Genomic DNA, 14,935 nt, shown 5'->3' with positions numbered 1-14,935 from the left:
TTATTTCCCCGTAAAGTTCGGCGCGCGCTTCGCCAGGAAGGCGCTGACGCCCTCGCGGTAATCGTCGCTGCGCCCGGCCAGGCGCTGAAAGTCGCGCTCGAGATCGAGCTGAGCGTCCAGAGTATTGGTTTCCGCAGCGTTGATCGCCTGCTTGATCAGCCCCAGGCCGAAGGTCGGCTGAGACGCAAAATGCAGGGCCATCTGCTGTGCCGTGGTGGAGAGCTGCTCGTCATCGACCACCTGCCAGATCATGCCCCACGCCTGCGCCTGTTCGGCGCTGAGTTTGTCCCCGAGCAGCGCCAGCCCCATGGCGCGGGCGCGCCCGGCCACGCGCGGCAGCAGCCAGGTGCCACCGCAGTCCGGCACCAGGCCGAGCTTGCTGAAGGCCATCACAAAGCTGGCGGAGCGCGCCGCAATCACCATGTCGCACCCGAGCGCCAGCGTGGCGCCCGCGCCCGCCGCCACGCCGTTAACGGCACAGATGACCGGCTTCGGCAGCTTTGCCAGGCGGCGCACCAGCGGGTTGTAGAAGGTTTCAACGGACATGCCCAGATCCGGCGCCGGGCCGTTGGGGTCGACGTTGCGGTCATTCAGGTCCTGACCGGCACAGAAGCCGCGTCCAGCCCCGGTGATCAGCAGGCAGCGGATAGTGTCATCGCGCTCGGCCTGTTTCAGGCACTCAGCCAGCTGCTGGTGCATCACGTCGTTAAAGCTGTTCAGACGCTCCGGACGGTTCAGCGTAATGGTCATCACGCCCTGTTCTACATGACTGAGAATAAATTCCACAATTAGCGTCCTTTAAAGTCGGGGGTGCGTTTTTGTAAGAAGGCGTCGATGCCTTCCCGGCGGTCTTCAGTGGCGGAAAGCAGCGTAAACAGCTGGCGCTCCTGAGCCAGACCGGCCTGGAGCGGCACCTCCTGTGACTGCCTCAGCGCCTGTTTGGCCGCCTGCAGCGCCAGCGGCGAGTGGCGCGCCATCAGGGCCGCCTGCTTCAGGGCATACTCCAGCGTCAGCGCCGCCGGGAAAACATCGCTCACCAGCCCGGCGTTCAGCGCCTGCTCGGCGGAAATGCTCTCGCCGGTCAGCACCATTTTGCTGGCGAGCGATTTCCCGACGCAGCGGATGAGACGCTGGGTGCCGCCCGCGCCGGGCATGATGCCGAGCGTGATTTCCGGCAGGCCGAAACGGGCGTTGTCACCGGCAATCACCACGTCGCACAGCAGCGCCAGCTCGCAGCCCGCGCCCAGCGCGAAGCCGTTCACGGCGGCGATCAGCGGTTTAGGAAAAGCGTTGATACGCGCCCACAGCTGCGGGCGAATATCGTTCAGGGTGGCAGGCAGGTCTTTCTCCGCCATCTCATTGAGATCGGCCCCGGCGGCAAAACAGCGCTCGTTGCCGTAAATCACGCAGACGGTGATGTCGGCATCCACAGCGGCGGCCTCAAGCTGTTCCGCAAGCTGGGTCAACAGCGCGTTGTTGAGGGCGTTGCGCGCCGCCGGACGGTTTAGCGTCAGCTGCAGCACGCGGCCATGACGGGTAACAGTCAGCTCGCTCATGCCATCCCCTTCGCGTCGAAGTCGACGATCACGTCGGCGGTTAACGGTAATGACTGGCAGCTCAGCACATACCCGGCGGCCAGCTCGTCCGGCTCCAGGCTGTAGTTGGTCGCCATGTCCACCTTCCCGCGCAGCACTTTGCATTTGCAGGTGGCGCAGACGCCGCCCTTGCAGGCATACGGCAGATCTGCCCCCTGACGCAGGGCGGCATCAAGAATGCTTTCGTCGTCCGCCGTCAGGGTAATTTCACGGTCGCGCCCGTCCTGGCGAACGGTCACTTTCTGTCCGCCCGCCTGCACGTGCGCCGCGCGCTTAACGGTGATTCCGGAGGTGTTAAAGCGCTCAAGGTGAATGGATTTGTCCGGCATCCCCAGCGCCTTCAGCGTGGCTTCCGCGTCATCCATCATCGCCGACGGGCCGCAGATAAAGGCCTCGTCATACTGGCGAAAGTTGATCAGGGTTTTCGCCAGTGCCTGCAGTTTTTCCCCGTCGATGCGGCCATAGAGCAGATCGCTGTCCAGCCGCTCCTGGCTGAAGATGGAGACCAGCTGCAGCCGCTGCGGGTATTTGTCTTTCAGGTCCGCCAGCGCCTGGCGGAACATCATGCTCTGGCTGCTGCGGTTGCCGTAGATCAGGGTGAAATGGCTGTTGGGTTCGGTCGCAAGCGTCGCGGAGATAATCGCCAGCATCGGGGTGATCCCGGAGCCTGCCGCAATCGCCAGGTAGTGGCCTTCGCGTTCGGCCTGTGGCTGGTAGCCAAACTGCCCCTGAGGAACCATCACCTCCAGCGCCATGCCCGCTTTGATCTCATCCCGGGCATAGCGGGAGAAGCGCCCGCCGTCGATGGCTTTGACTGCCACGCTGATTTCGCCCGGAGCGGTACTCCGGCAGATGGAGTAGCAGCGGCGCAGCTCGTCTCCGCCAAGCGTCGTTTTTAACGTCAGGTGCTGGCCGGGACGAAAGCGGTAAGCCTCCTGCAGCGCCTGCGGCACCGCAAAGGTAATGGTCACCGCGTCGCGGGTTTCGGGTTCCACTTTTGCCACTGTTAATGAATGAAACGTTGTCATGGCAGCCTCAAATACATTTGAAATAGTCGAAGGGCTCACGGCAGGAATTGCAGCGGTAGAGCGCTTTGCAGGCCGTCGAGCCAAATTCACTGATAAGCGAGGTGTCGGTGCTGGCGCAGCGCGGACAGCTCACCTCCACCGGCGTGTGCGCGTGACAGCTATGCCCCACCGGCGGACTGATGCCGTACGCCCGCAGGCGCTCACGCGCGTCGGGGGTCATCCAGTCGGTGGTCCAAGCGGGTTCAAGCTGGAGCACAATGTGCACCGGAGTAAAGCCGTGCGTGGTCATCGCCTCGCGGATCGCCCCCAACAGGTGTTCCGTCGCCGGACAACCCGAGTAGGTCGGCGTAAAGCCAATGACCCAGCCTTCCCCCTGCGCCTTCACGCTGCGCACCATGCCTAAATCGGTGATGGTTAACACCGGCACTTCCGGGTCCGGGATCTGGCTGAGCAGCGCCCAGATCTGCGGGATTTGCGCGGGCGCGATGTCGACGAGGCGTTGCATAGCGTTCTCCTTTACCACTGCTGACCGGGATACGCGCGCTGGAGATACTGCATTTCCGCCAGCATCGGGCCCAGATGTTCGGTATGCAGCCCCTGCTTGCCCCCGGTGCGGTACGCCACCTCGGCGGGCACCTGCAGGCAGGCTTCATTCAGACCGGCATACACTTCGCTTTCCCACGGCTGGCGCAGAAGGCGCGGGTCAACCGCCACGCCGGACTCAATCAACTCCCGTTCGACGTCATCGGCTTCAAACAGCTCGGCCGTAAAACGCCACAGGTTGTCGATGGCCTGCTGCATTTTTTGCGCGGACGTTTCGGTCCCGTCGCCCAGACGCACCAGCCAGCCGCGGCTGAAGCGCAGGTGGTAGCGCGCCTCTTTAATCGCTTTGGCGGCAATGGCGGCAAGCTGGCCGTCGCGGCTTTGGGTCAGGCGTTCATACAGCGCCACGTTCCAGGCATCCATCAGGTACTGGCGGGCAATCGTGTCGGCGAAGCTGCCGTTCGGCAGCTCCACCAGCAGCACATTACGGAACTGGCGCTCGTCGCGGCCAAACGCCAGCGTGTCTTCATCGCCCTGGCCTTCTAATTCCGCGGCATAGGTCAGAAAATTGCGCGCCTGTCCCAGCAGGTCGAGACCGATATTGGCGAGCGCGAGATCGATCTCCAGCTCCGGCGCGTGGCCGCACCAGGCGCCGAGACGCTGAGAAAGCACCAGACCGTTGTCGCCCAGACGCAGGGCATAGGCAGTCACTGAATTCATTCTTTGCCTCACATATGCTCGATGCCGTCAGGAATGGTGTAGAACGTCGGATGGCGGTAAACCTTGCTTTCCGCCGGGTCGAAGAATTCGCCGCGCTCTTCCGGCTGGGAGGCGACAATCTCGCTCGCCTTAACCACCCAGATAGAACAGCCTTCGCTGCGGCGGGTGTAGGCATCACGCGCATTTTCCAGCGCCATGCGATCGTCGGCGGCATGCAGACTGCCCACGTGACGGTGGGATAACCCTTGTTTGCTGCGTACGAACACTTCGTACAGCGGCCAGTAGACATTGCTCATCGTGATTCCTCTTAAGCCACTTTGCGGGCGTGTTGTTTTTCGGCGTGCGCCAGTGCGGCTTCCCGCACCCACGCCCCCTCTTCCCAGGCTTTACGTTTGGCGGCCAGGCGTTCGTGGTTGCAGATGCCGCGCCCGTTAATGACCTCGTCAAACTCGTGCCAGTCGATCTCGCCGAAGCGATAATGACCGCTCTCTTCATCAAAACGCAGATCGGGATCGGGCACCGTCATGCCCAGCATCTCCACCTGCGGCACCGTGTTGTCGACAAAGCGCTGGCGCAGCTCGTCGTTGCCGAAGCGTTTGATTTTCCACGCCAGGCTGCGGGCGCTGTTCGGCGAATTGTCGTCGTTCGGCCCGAACATCATCAGCGCGGGCCACCAGAAGCGGTTGATGGCGTCCTGCAGCATCTGGCGCTGGGCTTCACTGCCCTGCGCCAGCGCCATGCAGGCTTCAAAGCCCTGACGCTGATGGAAGCTCTCTTCTTTACAGATTTTCACCATCGCGCGGGCATACGGACCGTAGGAGGTTCGGCACAGCGCCACCTGGTTGACGATGGCCGCACCGTCCACCAGCCAGCCGATTACGCCGATATCGGCCCAGCTCAGGGTCGGATAGTTGAAGATGGAGGAGTATTTCATCTTGCCGTCGAGCATCTTCTGGTAGATGTCTTCCCGCGCGCAGCCCAGCGTTTCCGCCGCGCTGTAGAGGTAAAGCCCGTGTCCGGCTTCGTCCTGCACCTTCGCCAGCAGGATCGCTTTTCGGCGCAGCGTCGGGGCGCGGGTGATCCAGTTCCCTTCCGGCAGCATGCCGACAATTTCGGAGTGCGCATGCTGGCCAATCTGGCGGATCAACGTCTTACGGTAGGCGTCAGGCATCCAGTCCTGAGGCTCAATCGCCGTCTCCTGCGCTATGCGCTGCTCAAACCGTTGTTCTTGCGTCACGTCATCACCTTTATGATTCGTTAGTTTGCAAATTAAAGCGTAATGTTGAATCACTTTGTTTTTTAAAAGTTACACAAAGGTTAAATATAACCCCAAGAATTGTTTCCTGATTATGTGACGATGCTCGCAAGGCTTTTACTACAGGCCCGCTAAAGAGCGTCCTGGCGCGCCGCGTTTCATCAGAGCGGATCACAATGTTAACAATTCATTAAAACTCAGCTTGATTTTTATGATTCATGATCAAACTATTAATGGGTAAATTACGTAACATTTGGAGATAAGCGATGCAGCAGTTAGCCAGCTTCTTATCCGGTACCTGGCAGTCTGGCCGGGGCCGCGAACGCACTATTCATCACGCCATCAGTGGCGAAGCACTGTGGAGCGTGACCAGCGAAGGGCTGGACATGGCGGCCGCCCGTCGCTATGCGATTGAGCGCGGCGGCGAAGCGCTTCACGAGATGACCTTTATCGAACGCGCGGCCATGCTGAAGGCGGTGGCAAAGCACCTGCTTAGCGAGAAAGAGACGTTTTATGCCCTGTCCGCCCAGACCGGGGCGACAAAATCAGACAGCTGGGTCGATATCGAAGGCGGGATCGGCACCCTCTTCACTTACGCAAGCCTGGGCAGCCGCGAGCTGCCGGATGACACCGTGTGGCCGGAAGACGAGCTGATCCCGCTGTCAAAAGAAGGCGGCTTTGCCGCGCGTCACGTCCTGACCTCCAAATCCGGGGTGGCGGTGCACATCAACGCCTTTAACTTCCCCTGCTGGGGAATGCTGGAAAAACTGGCCCCGACCTGGCTTGCCGGCATGCCCGCCATCATCAAACCCGCCACCGCCACCGCACAGGTGACGCAGGCGATGGTGAAATCCATCGTCGACAGCGGGCTGGTGCCGGACGGCGCCATCAGTCTGATCTGCGGCGGCGCGGGGGATCTGCTCGACCAGCTCGACAGTCAGGACGTGGTGACCTTTACCGGCTCCGCCAGCACCGGGCAAAGCCTGCGCGTGCACCCGAATATTGTGGCGAATGCCATTCCGTTCACGATGGAAGCCGACTCCCTGAACTGCTGCGTGCTGGGGGAAGACGTCACGCCGGAGCAGCCGGAATTTGCCCTGTTCATTCGGGAAGTGGTGCGCGAGATGACCGCCAAAGCCGGGCAGAAATGTACGGCCATTCGCCGCATTATCGTCCCGCAGAGCCAGATTGACGCCGTGAGCCAGGCGCTGGTTGCCCGGCTGGAAAAGGTAGTGGTGGGCGACCCGGCTCAGGAAGGGGTAAAGATGGGCGCGCTGGTCAACGCCGAACAGCGTGCGGACGTGCAGGAGAAAGTGGAGCAACTGATCGCCGCAGGCTGCCAGGTCCGCCTGGGTGGCAAAGCGGATTTGCAGGCCGCGGGCGCGTTCTACCCGCCGACCCTGCTGTTCTGCCCGCAGCCGGATGAAACTCCGGCAGTGCACTCAACCGAAGCTTTTGGCCCGGTCGCGACGCTGATGCCGTATCGCAACGCGCGCCACGCAATGCAGCTTGCCCGCGCGGGCGGCGGCAGCCTGGCGGGCACGCTGGTTACCGCAGACCCGGACATTGCCCGCCAGTTTATTCTCGGCGCGGCGCGCGCCCACGGGCGTATTCAGATCCTCAACGAGGAAGCCTCGAAAGAGTCCACCGGCCACGGTTCCCCGCTGCCACAGCTGGTGCACGGCGGCCCGGGCCGCGCGGGCGGCGGCGAAGAGCTGGGCGGCCTGCGTGCGGTGAAGCACTACCTGCAGCGCACCGCCATTCAGGGCAGTCCGACGATGCTGGCCGCCATCGGCAAACAGTGGGTGCGTGGCGCAACGGTGCAGGAAGATCGCGTGCATCCGTTCCGCAAATACTTTGAGGAGCTGCAGCCGGGCGACAGCCTGCTGACGCCGCGCCGCACCCTGACGGAAGCGGACATCGTGAACTTTGCCTGCCTGAGCGGCGACCACTTCTACGCCCATATGGACAAGATCGGCGCGGCAGAGTCGATCTTTGGCGAGCGCGTAGTGCACGGCTACTTCCTGATTTCCGCCGCAGCAGGGCTGTTTGTTGATGCGGGCGTCGGGCCGGTGATCGCCAACTACGGCATGGAAAACCTGCGCTTTATCGAGCCGGTTAAACCGGGCGATACCATTCAGGTGCGTCTGACCTGCAAGCGTAAAACGCTGAAGAAACAGCGTACCGGCGAGGAAAAACCAACCGGCGTGGTGGAATGGGCGGTTGAGATCTTCAACCAGCACCAGCAGGCCGTGGCGCTCTACTCCATCCTGACGCTGGTGGCGCGCCAGCAGGGGGATTTCTGACACCTTCCCTTCACCGCCTTTCCTGCCGGGTGGCGCGATGCTTACCCGGCCTACGACGACCAGCCGGGGTGTGACATCGCCCCGCTCTTTTTTTAACCTGGCAAGACTGACAAATAATCTGGCAGATGCAGGCAAACGCTTTTCTCAGGTGCCTGTCAGGATAAGGCTGTCACAACACAATAAACACAACAAGATGAGGTCTACGATGGGAAGCAATTCTTCTTTTTCTGCCCGTAGAACGGCGCTGGCTATGGCCGTTGCGCTGTGTTGCGCCTGGCAATCCCCTGTTTTCGCCCACGGCAGTGAGGCGCATATGGTCCCGATGGACAAAACGCTGCAGGACTTTGGCGCCGACGTTCAGTGGGATGATTACGCACAGATGTTCACCATTGCGAAAGACGGCGCCTTTGTGAAGGTCAAACCGGGCGCTAAAACCGCCATCGTCAACGGGAAAACCCTCAAGCTCGAGGTGCCGGTGGTGATGAAAGGCAAAAAAGCCTTTATCTCTGACAGCTTCATCAACGATGTTTTCCAGTCCGGTCTTGACCAGACTTTCCAGGTTGAAAAACGCCCTCACCCGCTAAACGCGCTGACGGCAGACGAAATTAAGCAAGCCGTTGAGATTGTCAAAGCCTCAGCGGATTTTAAACCGAATACCCGCTTTACCCAGATTGCCCTTGCTGAGCCAGAGAAAGCCAAAGTGTGGGACTTTGTGCTTAACGGTACGGCTGTGGATGCCCCGCGTCAGGCAAAGATTGTGATGCTCGATGGGAAGCACGTTATCGAAAGCCTGGTGGATCTGAAGGATAAAAAAATCCTGCGCTGGGAGCCTGTGAAAGATGCGCACGGCATGGTGCTGCTGGATGATTTCACCGCGGTACAGCAGATCATCAACGACAGCACGGAGTTTGCCGAGGTGCTTAAAAAACACGGCATCACCGACCCGAAAAAAGTGATTACCACGCCGCTGACCGTCGGCTATTTCGACGGTAAAGATGGCCTGAAGCAGGAAGATCGCCTGCTGAAAGTGGTGAGCTATCTGGATGTCGGCGACGGCAACTACTGGGCGCACCCGATTGAAAACCTGGTGGCCGTGGTCGATCTTGAGCAGAAGAAAATCCAGAAGATTGAGGAAGGTGCCGTTGTTCCGGTTCCGATGACGCCGCGCCCCTACGATGGCCGCGACCGTATAGAGACGCCGAAAAAACCGCTCGACATCATTGAGCCGGAAGGCAAGAACTACACCATTACCGGCGATATGGTGCACTGGCAGAACTGGGACTTCCACCTGAGCCTGGACTCCCGCGTCGGCCCGATGATTTCAACCGTCACCTATAATGACAACGGCAAAAAACGCCAGATTATGTATCAGGGGTCGCTCGGCGGCATGATCGTCCCCTACGGCGATCCAGATGTGGGCTGGTACTTTAAGGCCTATCTTGATTCCGGCGACTACGGCATGGGCACCCTGACCTCGCCGCTGGTGCGCGGTAAAGACGTGCCGTCCAACGCGGTGATGCTCAATGAAACCATCCCGGACTACACCGGTGCGCCGATGGAGATCCCGCGCGCAATCGCCATTTTCGAACGCTACGCAGGCCCGGAATATAAGCATCAGGAGATGGGCCAGCCTAACGTCAGCACCGAGCGCCGCGAACTGGTGGTGCGCTGGGTGAGTACCGTGGGCAATTACGATTACATCTTCGACTGGGTGTTCCATGAAAATGGCACCATCGGCATTGACGCCGGTGCGACGGGTATCGAAGCGGTGAAAGGCGTGCAGGCGAAAACCATGCACGATGCCACCGCCAAAGACGATACAAAATACGGTACGCTGATCGACCACAACATCGTGGGCACCACGCACCAGCACATCTACAACTTCCGTCTTGATATGGACGTGGATGGTATCAACAACAAGCTGGTGGCCATGGATCCGGAAGTGAAGCCGAATACCGCTGGTGGCCCGCGCACCAGCACCATGCAGATCAATCAGTATGATATTGATACCGAGCAGCAGGCAGCGCAGAAGTTCGACCCGGGCACGATTCGCCTGCTGAGCAACACCCGTAAAGAGAACCGCATGGGCAACCCGGTTTCGTACCAGATCATCCCTTACGCGGGCGGCACGCACCCGGTGGCAACCGGCGCGAAATTTGCGCCTGACGAGTGGATTTACCATCGCCTGAGCTTTATGGACAAACAGCTGTGGGTGACCCGCTACCATCCTGATGAGCTCTACCCGGAAGGAAAATTCCCTAACCGCTCCGTGCACGACACCGGCCTGGGGCAGTACAGCAAGGATAACGAGTCGCTCAACGATCAGGATGACGTGGTCTGGATGACCACCGGCACCACCCACGTGGCACGTGCGGAAGAGTGGCCGATCATGCCAACGGAATGGGTGCATACCCTGCTTAAACCGTGGAACTTCTTCGACGAGACGCCAACGCTCGGGAAGAAAAAAGACGAAACGAAATAAATAACGTACCGGGCGCAATGCCCGGTTTTTCATCTATTTACTTGCTGAATATCTCTCCCCGCTTATAGTTATTTCTACCTCGTTTATTCCCATTGCATTTCTTGAACCACTTTCAGCCAGGACACGAAGTTTCCACAAGCGACGTAATACACCACTGAGAGGTTTAGGATGAAATTCAATTTGATCGTCAGGAGTCTTGCTCTGGCAGGACTTGTTATTTCCGTCAGTTCCGCGTATGCCGCAGAAGCCCAAAAGGACGCCACCGCCGCAACGCAACAGGCCAATAACGCCCTGTTTAATCAGCTTCCCTTCTCCGATAACACCGATTTCACAGACGCCCATAAAGGCTTTATTGCGCCGATTCCTCAGGACATTATCAAAGGGGAACAAGGCAATATCATCTGGAACCCGCAACAGTATTCCTTTATTAAAGAAGGCGATAAAGCCCCGGATTCCGTTAATCCAAGTTTATGGCGTCAATCTCAGCTGATTAATATCAGCGGTCTGTTTGAAGTGACCGACGGTATTTATCAAATTCGAAATCTTGACCTGTCGAATATGACCATCATCGAAGGGAAAGAAGGTATTACCGTGGTTGATCCGCTGGTGTCGGCAGAAACGGCGAAGGTCGGGATGGATCTCTATTTTAAAAATCGCGGCAAAAAACCGGTCGTCGCCATCATTTATACCCACAGCCACGTTGACCACTATGGCGGCGTGCGCGGCGTGGTGGATGAAGCCGACGTGAAGTCCGGTAAAGTGAAGGTCTATGCCCCCGCCGGATTTATGGAAGCGGCCGTTGCCGAGAATATCATGGCGGGTAACGTGATGAGCCGCCGCGCCAGCTATATGTATGGCAACCTGCTGAAGCCAGATGCCAAAGGTCAGGTGGGCGCGGGCCTGGGTACGACCACCTCCGCCGGGACGGTGACGCTGATAGCCCCGACCAATATTATCGAGAAAGATGGGCAGAAAGAGGTTATCGACGGCCTGACCTACGACTTTATGCTTGCGCCTGGCTCCGAAGCGCCATCGGAAATGCTCTGGTATATCGAAGAGAAAAAAGTCATTGAATCCGCAGAGGACGTTACCCACACCCTGCATAACACTTACTCGCTGCGCGGGGCCAAAATTCGGGAACCGCTACCGTGGTCAAAATACATCAACCAGGCGATTGTGCGCTGGGGTGATAAGGCCGAAATCATCATGGCACAGCACCACTGGCCGACCTGGGGCAACGAAAACGTGGTCAAGCTGCTGAAAAGCCAGCGTGACCTCTATCGTTACATCAACGACCAGACGCTGCGTATGGCTAACGAAGGGCTGACGCGCGACGAAATCGCCGCTAACTTCTCGCTCCCGGACTCACTGGCCCATACCTGGGCTAACCGCGGCTATTACGGCTCGGTGAGCCATGACGTAAAAGCCACCTACGTGCTGTATCTGGGCTGGTTTGACGGCAACCCGGCGACGCTGGATGAGCTGCCGCCGGAAGAAGGCGCGAAGAAATTCGTGGAGTATATGGGCGGCGCGGATGCCATTCTGAGCAAGGCGAAAACTGACTTCGACCAGGGGAATTACCGCTGGGTGGCGCAGGTGGTGAGTAAAGTGGTCTTTGCCGATCCAAACAACCAGGCGGCACGTAACCTGGAGGCGGATGCGCTGGAACAGCTTGGCTATCAGGCTGAATCCGGCCCGTGGCGTAACTTCTACCTGACCGGTGCGCAGGAGTTGCGTAACGGCGTGGTGAAAGGTCCAACCCCGAATACCGCCAGCCCGGACACGGTACGGGCAATGACGCCTGAGATGTTCTTCGACTATCTGGCTGTCCATATTAATGGTCAGAAAGCCGGTGAGGCTAAATCAGTGTTTAACATTGATTTGGGCAGCGATGGCGGGAAGTACAAACTCGAGCTGGAAAACGGCGTGCTGAACCACACGGCGAACGCTGAAGCGAAAGATGCTGACGCGACGCTGACGCTGAACCGCGACACCCTGAATAAAATAATCCTCAAGGAGATGACGCTAAAACAGGCTCAGGACAGCGGAAATATTAAAATCAGTGGTGACAGCGCTAAACTTGATGCCATGCTTAGCTATATGGACAAGTTTGATTTCTGGTTTAACATTGTGACACCGTAACGGTGTGTGCATAAGGGCGGTTTAGCCGCCCTTTCCTGCTTCACGTGTGGCCAGGACAGGGTGGAAAACGTCAATGGAAAAAAGAAAACAACCGACGCTGGAACGGGCAACCTGGTCCACGCGCCATGCCATGGTCATGCATGGGCTGGCGATGAACCTGCCGTGGCTCGCTTTCGTCAACGTCAGTTTCGCGGTGATGATCCTGCTGCGACACATCCTGCTTAAGGCCAGCGATCCCCTTTATCCCCACTCGCCGCAGCTGACGAGAATGGTCGATGCCTCCATGCTCGGCATTATTATTCTCTCTGCTGCGCTGATCCTGATGGCCTGGCGGCGTATCGCCGGAATCAGCGTGGTGTTGTTTATCTGTAGCGCCATCTGGTCGGTCTCCTGTTTCTGGTTCATCACGCAATTGCTGCTGCCCCACGTCTGGCCGCTGTGCGTCATTCTGTTACTCGCCGGGTTAACGGCGCTCTATTTTTACCCTGAGGGGCTGCTCGCCTTCGTGCTCCCGCTCTGGATCACCCTGCCGGTCGCAAGCTGGGTACGCAATGATGGCCTAAACCTGCACTTCATCATCATCTGGAGCGTGTTTACGCTGATCCTGGTCTGCGGGCGTTTCATTCTGCTGAGCTGGTTTGACGAAGCCTGGCGACGTAACCAGCAAAATCAGCTGCTGATATCACGGCTGGACGCGCTGGCGCACCAGGACCCGTTAACCAAGACCGCCAATCGCCGGAAAATGGAGGTAGTGCTGGAGAACGCGGTTGAGCAGAAAAAAACCTTCTCGGTGATCATGCTGGATATCGACTACTTCAAGCGCTACAACGATACCTACGGGCACCAGGCAGGCGACGACTGTCTGACCCGCGTGGCGCGCGTGCTGAAGCAGTCGGTGCGCACACCTGATGATGTGGTGTCACGCTATGGGGGTGAGGAGTTCGTGGTCATCCTCTTCAATTGCCCGGCAAACATCGCGGAAAAGGTTGCCCTGCGTATTCAGGACGGCCTGCGTACGGAAGCCATACCGCACGACGCCTCCACGGTCAGCAACCATGTCACCGTAAGCATGGGGATTGCGAGCATGGCAGAGGGGCTGGCCGGCACCGAGATCATCGCTCGCGCCGATGCGGCGCTTTATCGTGCGAAAGAGGCCGGGCGGGATCGGTGGTCGCTCTAAATAAAAGCCGGGTGACCCGGCCTACGGTTCGAGTCGTTGTAGGCCGGGTAAGGCGTAGCCGCCACCCGGCTTGCTTTTTAATACCGCACGCAAACCGACTTGGTTTCACACCAGCCGTCCAGCCAGTCCGGACCAAAGTCGCGCCCTGTCCCGGACTGCTTCATGCCGCCGAACGGCAGGTTGGCGTCGATCAGCGTATGGCTGTTGACCCAGACGGTGCCCGCCTGCAGCCGGTCGGTATATTCCAGCGCCTTGCTGATATTCTGCGTCCAGACGCTGGCCGTCAGGCCATAGTCGCTGTCGTTTGCCAGCTGGAGCGCCTCTTCCCCGTCGGCGACGCGCACCACGTTGACCACCGGGCCAAACACCTCTTCGCGGGTCAGGCGCAGCGAGGCATCCGGGTTCACCACCAGCGTAGGCGAAACGTAATAGCCTTTGCCTTCCGGCCCACGGTTACCGACAATCAGCTCCGCGTTGCGCGACTTCGCCTCATCGAGGAAGGTCTGCACCTTGTCACAGTGCGCACGCGACACCAGCGGGTTGATAAACGCCTCTGGCGACATGCCCGGCCCGACGCTGAGGGATTTCACCGCCTGTTCAAACCCGCTGACCAGCGTGTCAAACAGCGGTGCTTCAATATAGATACGCGAGCTCGCCGCGCACACCTGCCCCTGGTTCAGGAAGCTGCCGGTCATCAGGCCTTCGATTACCCACGCCGGGTCCGCATCCTTGAGTACAATTGCCGGGTTTTTCCCGCCAAGCTCCAGGGTCACGCCGGTGAGCGTGTCCGCCGCCGCGCGGGCGATTTGCTTACCCGTCGCCGTTGAGCCGGTGAAGCTCACCTTTGCAATATGCGGATGCGAGGTCAGCGCTGCGCCGCACACCGCACCGCTGCCAGTCACCACGTTGAACACCCCGTCCGGGATGCCCGCTTCACTGGCCAGTTCCGCCACGCGCAGCATGGTCAGCGGCGTGGTTTCTGACGGCTTGATGACAATAGAGCAGCCCGCGGCCAGCGCTGGCATCACTTTCCACATCCCGATCATCAGCGGGAAGTTCCAGGGCACAATCCCGGCCACCACGCCAACCGGCTCTTTACGCGTCCACGCCTGATAGCGGGCGCCCTGCGGTAACGGGATGGAGAGGTCGAGGGTCTTACCCGTAATTTTGGTGGTCAGCCCGGCGGTATAGCGCATCCAGTTCAGGGTGCAGCTGACTTCAAACATACGGGAGATGTTGATGGATTTGCCCTGCTCCAGCGTTTCAAGCTGGGCCAGCTCCTCACTGTGCTGTTCCACCAGATCGGCGAAATGGAGCAGGATCCGCTCGCGCTCCGCCGGGAGTTTTCCGGCCCAGGTACGGGCCACAAAGGCGCGCCAGCCGGACATGACGGCACGATCAACGTCGTCGACGCTGGCATCGGCAGTTGAGGAAATCACCTCGCCCGTGGCCGGGTTGTAGACATTAAGCCGCTTTTCACTGTCCGATGCGGCCTGACGCCCTTCAATCCACAGGCCATGCTGTCGGTCTAAAAATTGCTGCACGGCAGGCTGAATAGCTACCAGTGATTCAGACATAGGATACTCCTTCGTTATTCTTCGCAGGGTGTTCATCCAGTCTAAGTGGGGTTTAGCATTCTCGCTTTTGTCTCTGTGACATTCGCTTTGCCACCTGTGACAGGCTC

The 14,935-nt window shown here is 59.3% G+C and carries 12 protein-coding genes; 4 read left to right on the top strand and 8 right to left on the bottom strand.

What is annotated here, in order from left to right; genetic code table 11:
* The 7 genes from paaG to paaA are packed head-to-tail and all read right to left on the bottom strand — an operon-like array spanning window position 1 to window position 5,123.
* A complete protein-coding gene (gene paaG, locus ABFV38_RS10375; RefSeq protein ID WP_348959413.1) occupies window positions 1-789 on the bottom strand; it encodes a 2-(1,2-epoxy-1,2-dihydrophenyl)acetyl-CoA isomerase PaaG in 789 nt (262 codons plus the stop codon).
* Complete coding sequence (gene paaF, locus ABFV38_RS10370; protein ID WP_348959327.1) at window positions 789-1,556, bottom strand: 2,3-dehydroadipyl-CoA hydratase PaaF; 768 nt, start codon at window positions 1,554-1,556, stop codon at window positions 789-791. Before paaF ends, paaG begins: the two co-directional genes overlap by 1 nt.
* The gene (paaE, locus tag ABFV38_RS10365) at window positions 1,553-2,623 is read right to left on the bottom strand and encodes a 1,2-phenylacetyl-CoA epoxidase subunit PaaE (RefSeq protein ID WP_167213109.1); all 1,071 of its coding nucleotides are present in this window, start codon (window positions 2,621-2,623) and stop codon (window positions 1,553-1,555) included. Before paaE ends, paaF begins: the two co-directional genes overlap by 4 nt.
* 7 nt (window positions 2,624-2,630) lie before the next feature.
* Entirely contained in the window at window positions 2,631-3,128 is a 498-nt protein-coding gene (paaD, locus tag ABFV38_RS10360; protein ID WP_348959326.1) for a 1,2-phenylacetyl-CoA epoxidase subunit PaaD, read from the bottom strand.
* An 11-nt stretch (window positions 3,129-3,139) separates the two neighbouring features.
* The gene (paaC, locus tag ABFV38_RS10355; RefSeq protein ID WP_348959325.1) at window positions 3,140-3,886 is read right to left on the bottom strand and encodes a 1,2-phenylacetyl-CoA epoxidase subunit PaaC; all 747 of its coding nucleotides are present in this window, start codon (window positions 3,884-3,886) and stop codon (window positions 3,140-3,142) included.
* An 8-nt stretch (window positions 3,887-3,894) separates the two neighbouring features.
* Window positions 3,895-4,182, bottom strand: coding sequence for a 1,2-phenylacetyl-CoA epoxidase subunit PaaB (gene paaB, locus ABFV38_RS10350; protein ID WP_008502380.1), 288 nt, complete (start codon window positions 4,180-4,182; stop codon window positions 3,895-3,897).
* Window positions 4,183-4,193: 11 nt separating this feature from the next.
* Window positions 4,194-5,123, bottom strand: a complete 930-nt coding sequence (gene paaA / locus ABFV38_RS10345; RefSeq protein WP_025911363.1) for a 1,2-phenylacetyl-CoA epoxidase subunit PaaA — start codon at window positions 5,121-5,123, stop codon at window positions 4,194-4,196.
* 284 nt (window positions 5,124-5,407) lie between these two features.
* Here paaA and paaZ point away from each other — a divergent pair, with 284 nt between their 5' ends.
* The 4 genes from paaZ to ABFV38_RS10325 all read left to right on the top strand — a co-directional run bounded on the left by paaZ (window position 5,408) and on the right by ABFV38_RS10325 (window position 13,251).
* Entirely contained in the window at window positions 5,408-7,447 is a 2,040-nt protein-coding gene (gene paaZ, locus ABFV38_RS10340) for a phenylacetic acid degradation bifunctional protein PaaZ (RefSeq protein WP_348959324.1), read from the top strand.
* A gap of 205 nt (window positions 7,448-7,652) precedes the next feature.
* The gene (gene tynA / locus ABFV38_RS10335; RefSeq protein ID WP_348959323.1) at window positions 7,653-9,929 is read left to right on the top strand and encodes a primary-amine oxidase; all 2,277 of its coding nucleotides are present in this window, start codon (window positions 7,653-7,655) and stop codon (window positions 9,927-9,929) included.
* Between the two features lie 168 nt (window positions 9,930-10,097).
* Window positions 10,098-12,071, top strand: coding sequence for an alkyl sulfatase dimerization domain-containing protein (locus tag ABFV38_RS10330; protein WP_348959322.1), 1,974 nt, complete (start codon window positions 10,098-10,100; stop codon window positions 12,069-12,071).
* A gap of 73 nt (window positions 12,072-12,144) precedes the next feature.
* Window positions 12,145-13,251, top strand: coding sequence for a GGDEF domain-containing protein (locus tag ABFV38_RS10325; RefSeq protein ID WP_262805551.1), 1,107 nt, complete (start codon window positions 12,145-12,147; stop codon window positions 13,249-13,251).
* Window positions 13,252-13,328: 77 nt separating this feature from the next.
* Here the strand turns inward: ABFV38_RS10325 and ABFV38_RS10320 are convergent, their stop codons facing one another.
* Window positions 13,329-14,828 carry an aldehyde dehydrogenase family protein gene (locus tag ABFV38_RS10320; protein WP_048030651.1) on the bottom strand — a complete coding sequence of 500 codons (1,500 nt, stop codon included), beginning with the start codon at window positions 14,826-14,828 and terminating at the stop codon, window positions 13,329-13,331.
* Window positions 14,829-14,935: the final 107 nt, after the last annotated feature.

Origin of the sequence: Enterobacter cloacae complex sp. Mu1197 (genome assembly GCF_040059225.1) — a bacterium.
Lineage (GTDB): Bacteria > Pseudomonadota > Gammaproteobacteria > Enterobacterales > Enterobacteriaceae > Enterobacter > Enterobacter quasiroggenkampii.
Note: the sequence above shows the minus strand (reverse complement) of the source record. Positions and strands in the feature narration are given on the sequence as shown.

Coding starts and splice junctions, on each gene's coding strand:
- ABFV38_RS10325 (WP_262805551.1), top strand. CDS start 12,145: ATGGAAAAAAGAAAACAACCGACGCTGGAACGGGCAACCTGGTCCACG.
- tynA (WP_348959323.1), top strand. CDS start 7,653: ATGGGAAGCAATTCTTCTTTTTCTGCCCGTAGAACGGCGCTGGCTATG.
- ABFV38_RS10320 (WP_048030651.1), bottom strand. CDS start 14,828: ATGTCTGAATCACTGGTAGCTATTCAGCCTGCCGTGCAGCAATTTTTA.
- ABFV38_RS10330 (WP_348959322.1), top strand. CDS start 10,098: ATGAAATTCAATTTGATCGTCAGGAGTCTTGCTCTGGCAGGACTTGTT.
- paaF (WP_348959327.1), bottom strand. CDS start 1,556: ATGAGCGAGCTGACTGTTACCCGTCATGGCCGCGTGCTGCAGCTGACG.
- paaZ (WP_348959324.1), top strand. CDS start 5,408: ATGCAGCAGTTAGCCAGCTTCTTATCCGGTACCTGGCAGTCTGGCCGG.
- paaE (WP_167213109.1), bottom strand. CDS start 2,623: ATGACAACGTTTCATTCATTAACAGTGGCAAAAGTGGAACCCGAAACC.
- paaC (WP_348959325.1), bottom strand. CDS start 3,886: ATGAATTCAGTGACTGCCTATGCCCTGCGTCTGGGCGACAACGGTCTG.
- paaD (WP_348959326.1), bottom strand. CDS start 3,128: ATGCAACGCCTCGTCGACATCGCGCCCGCGCAAATCCCGCAGATCTGG.
- paaB (WP_008502380.1), bottom strand. CDS start 4,182: ATGAGCAATGTCTACTGGCCGCTGTACGAAGTGTTCGTACGCAGCAAA.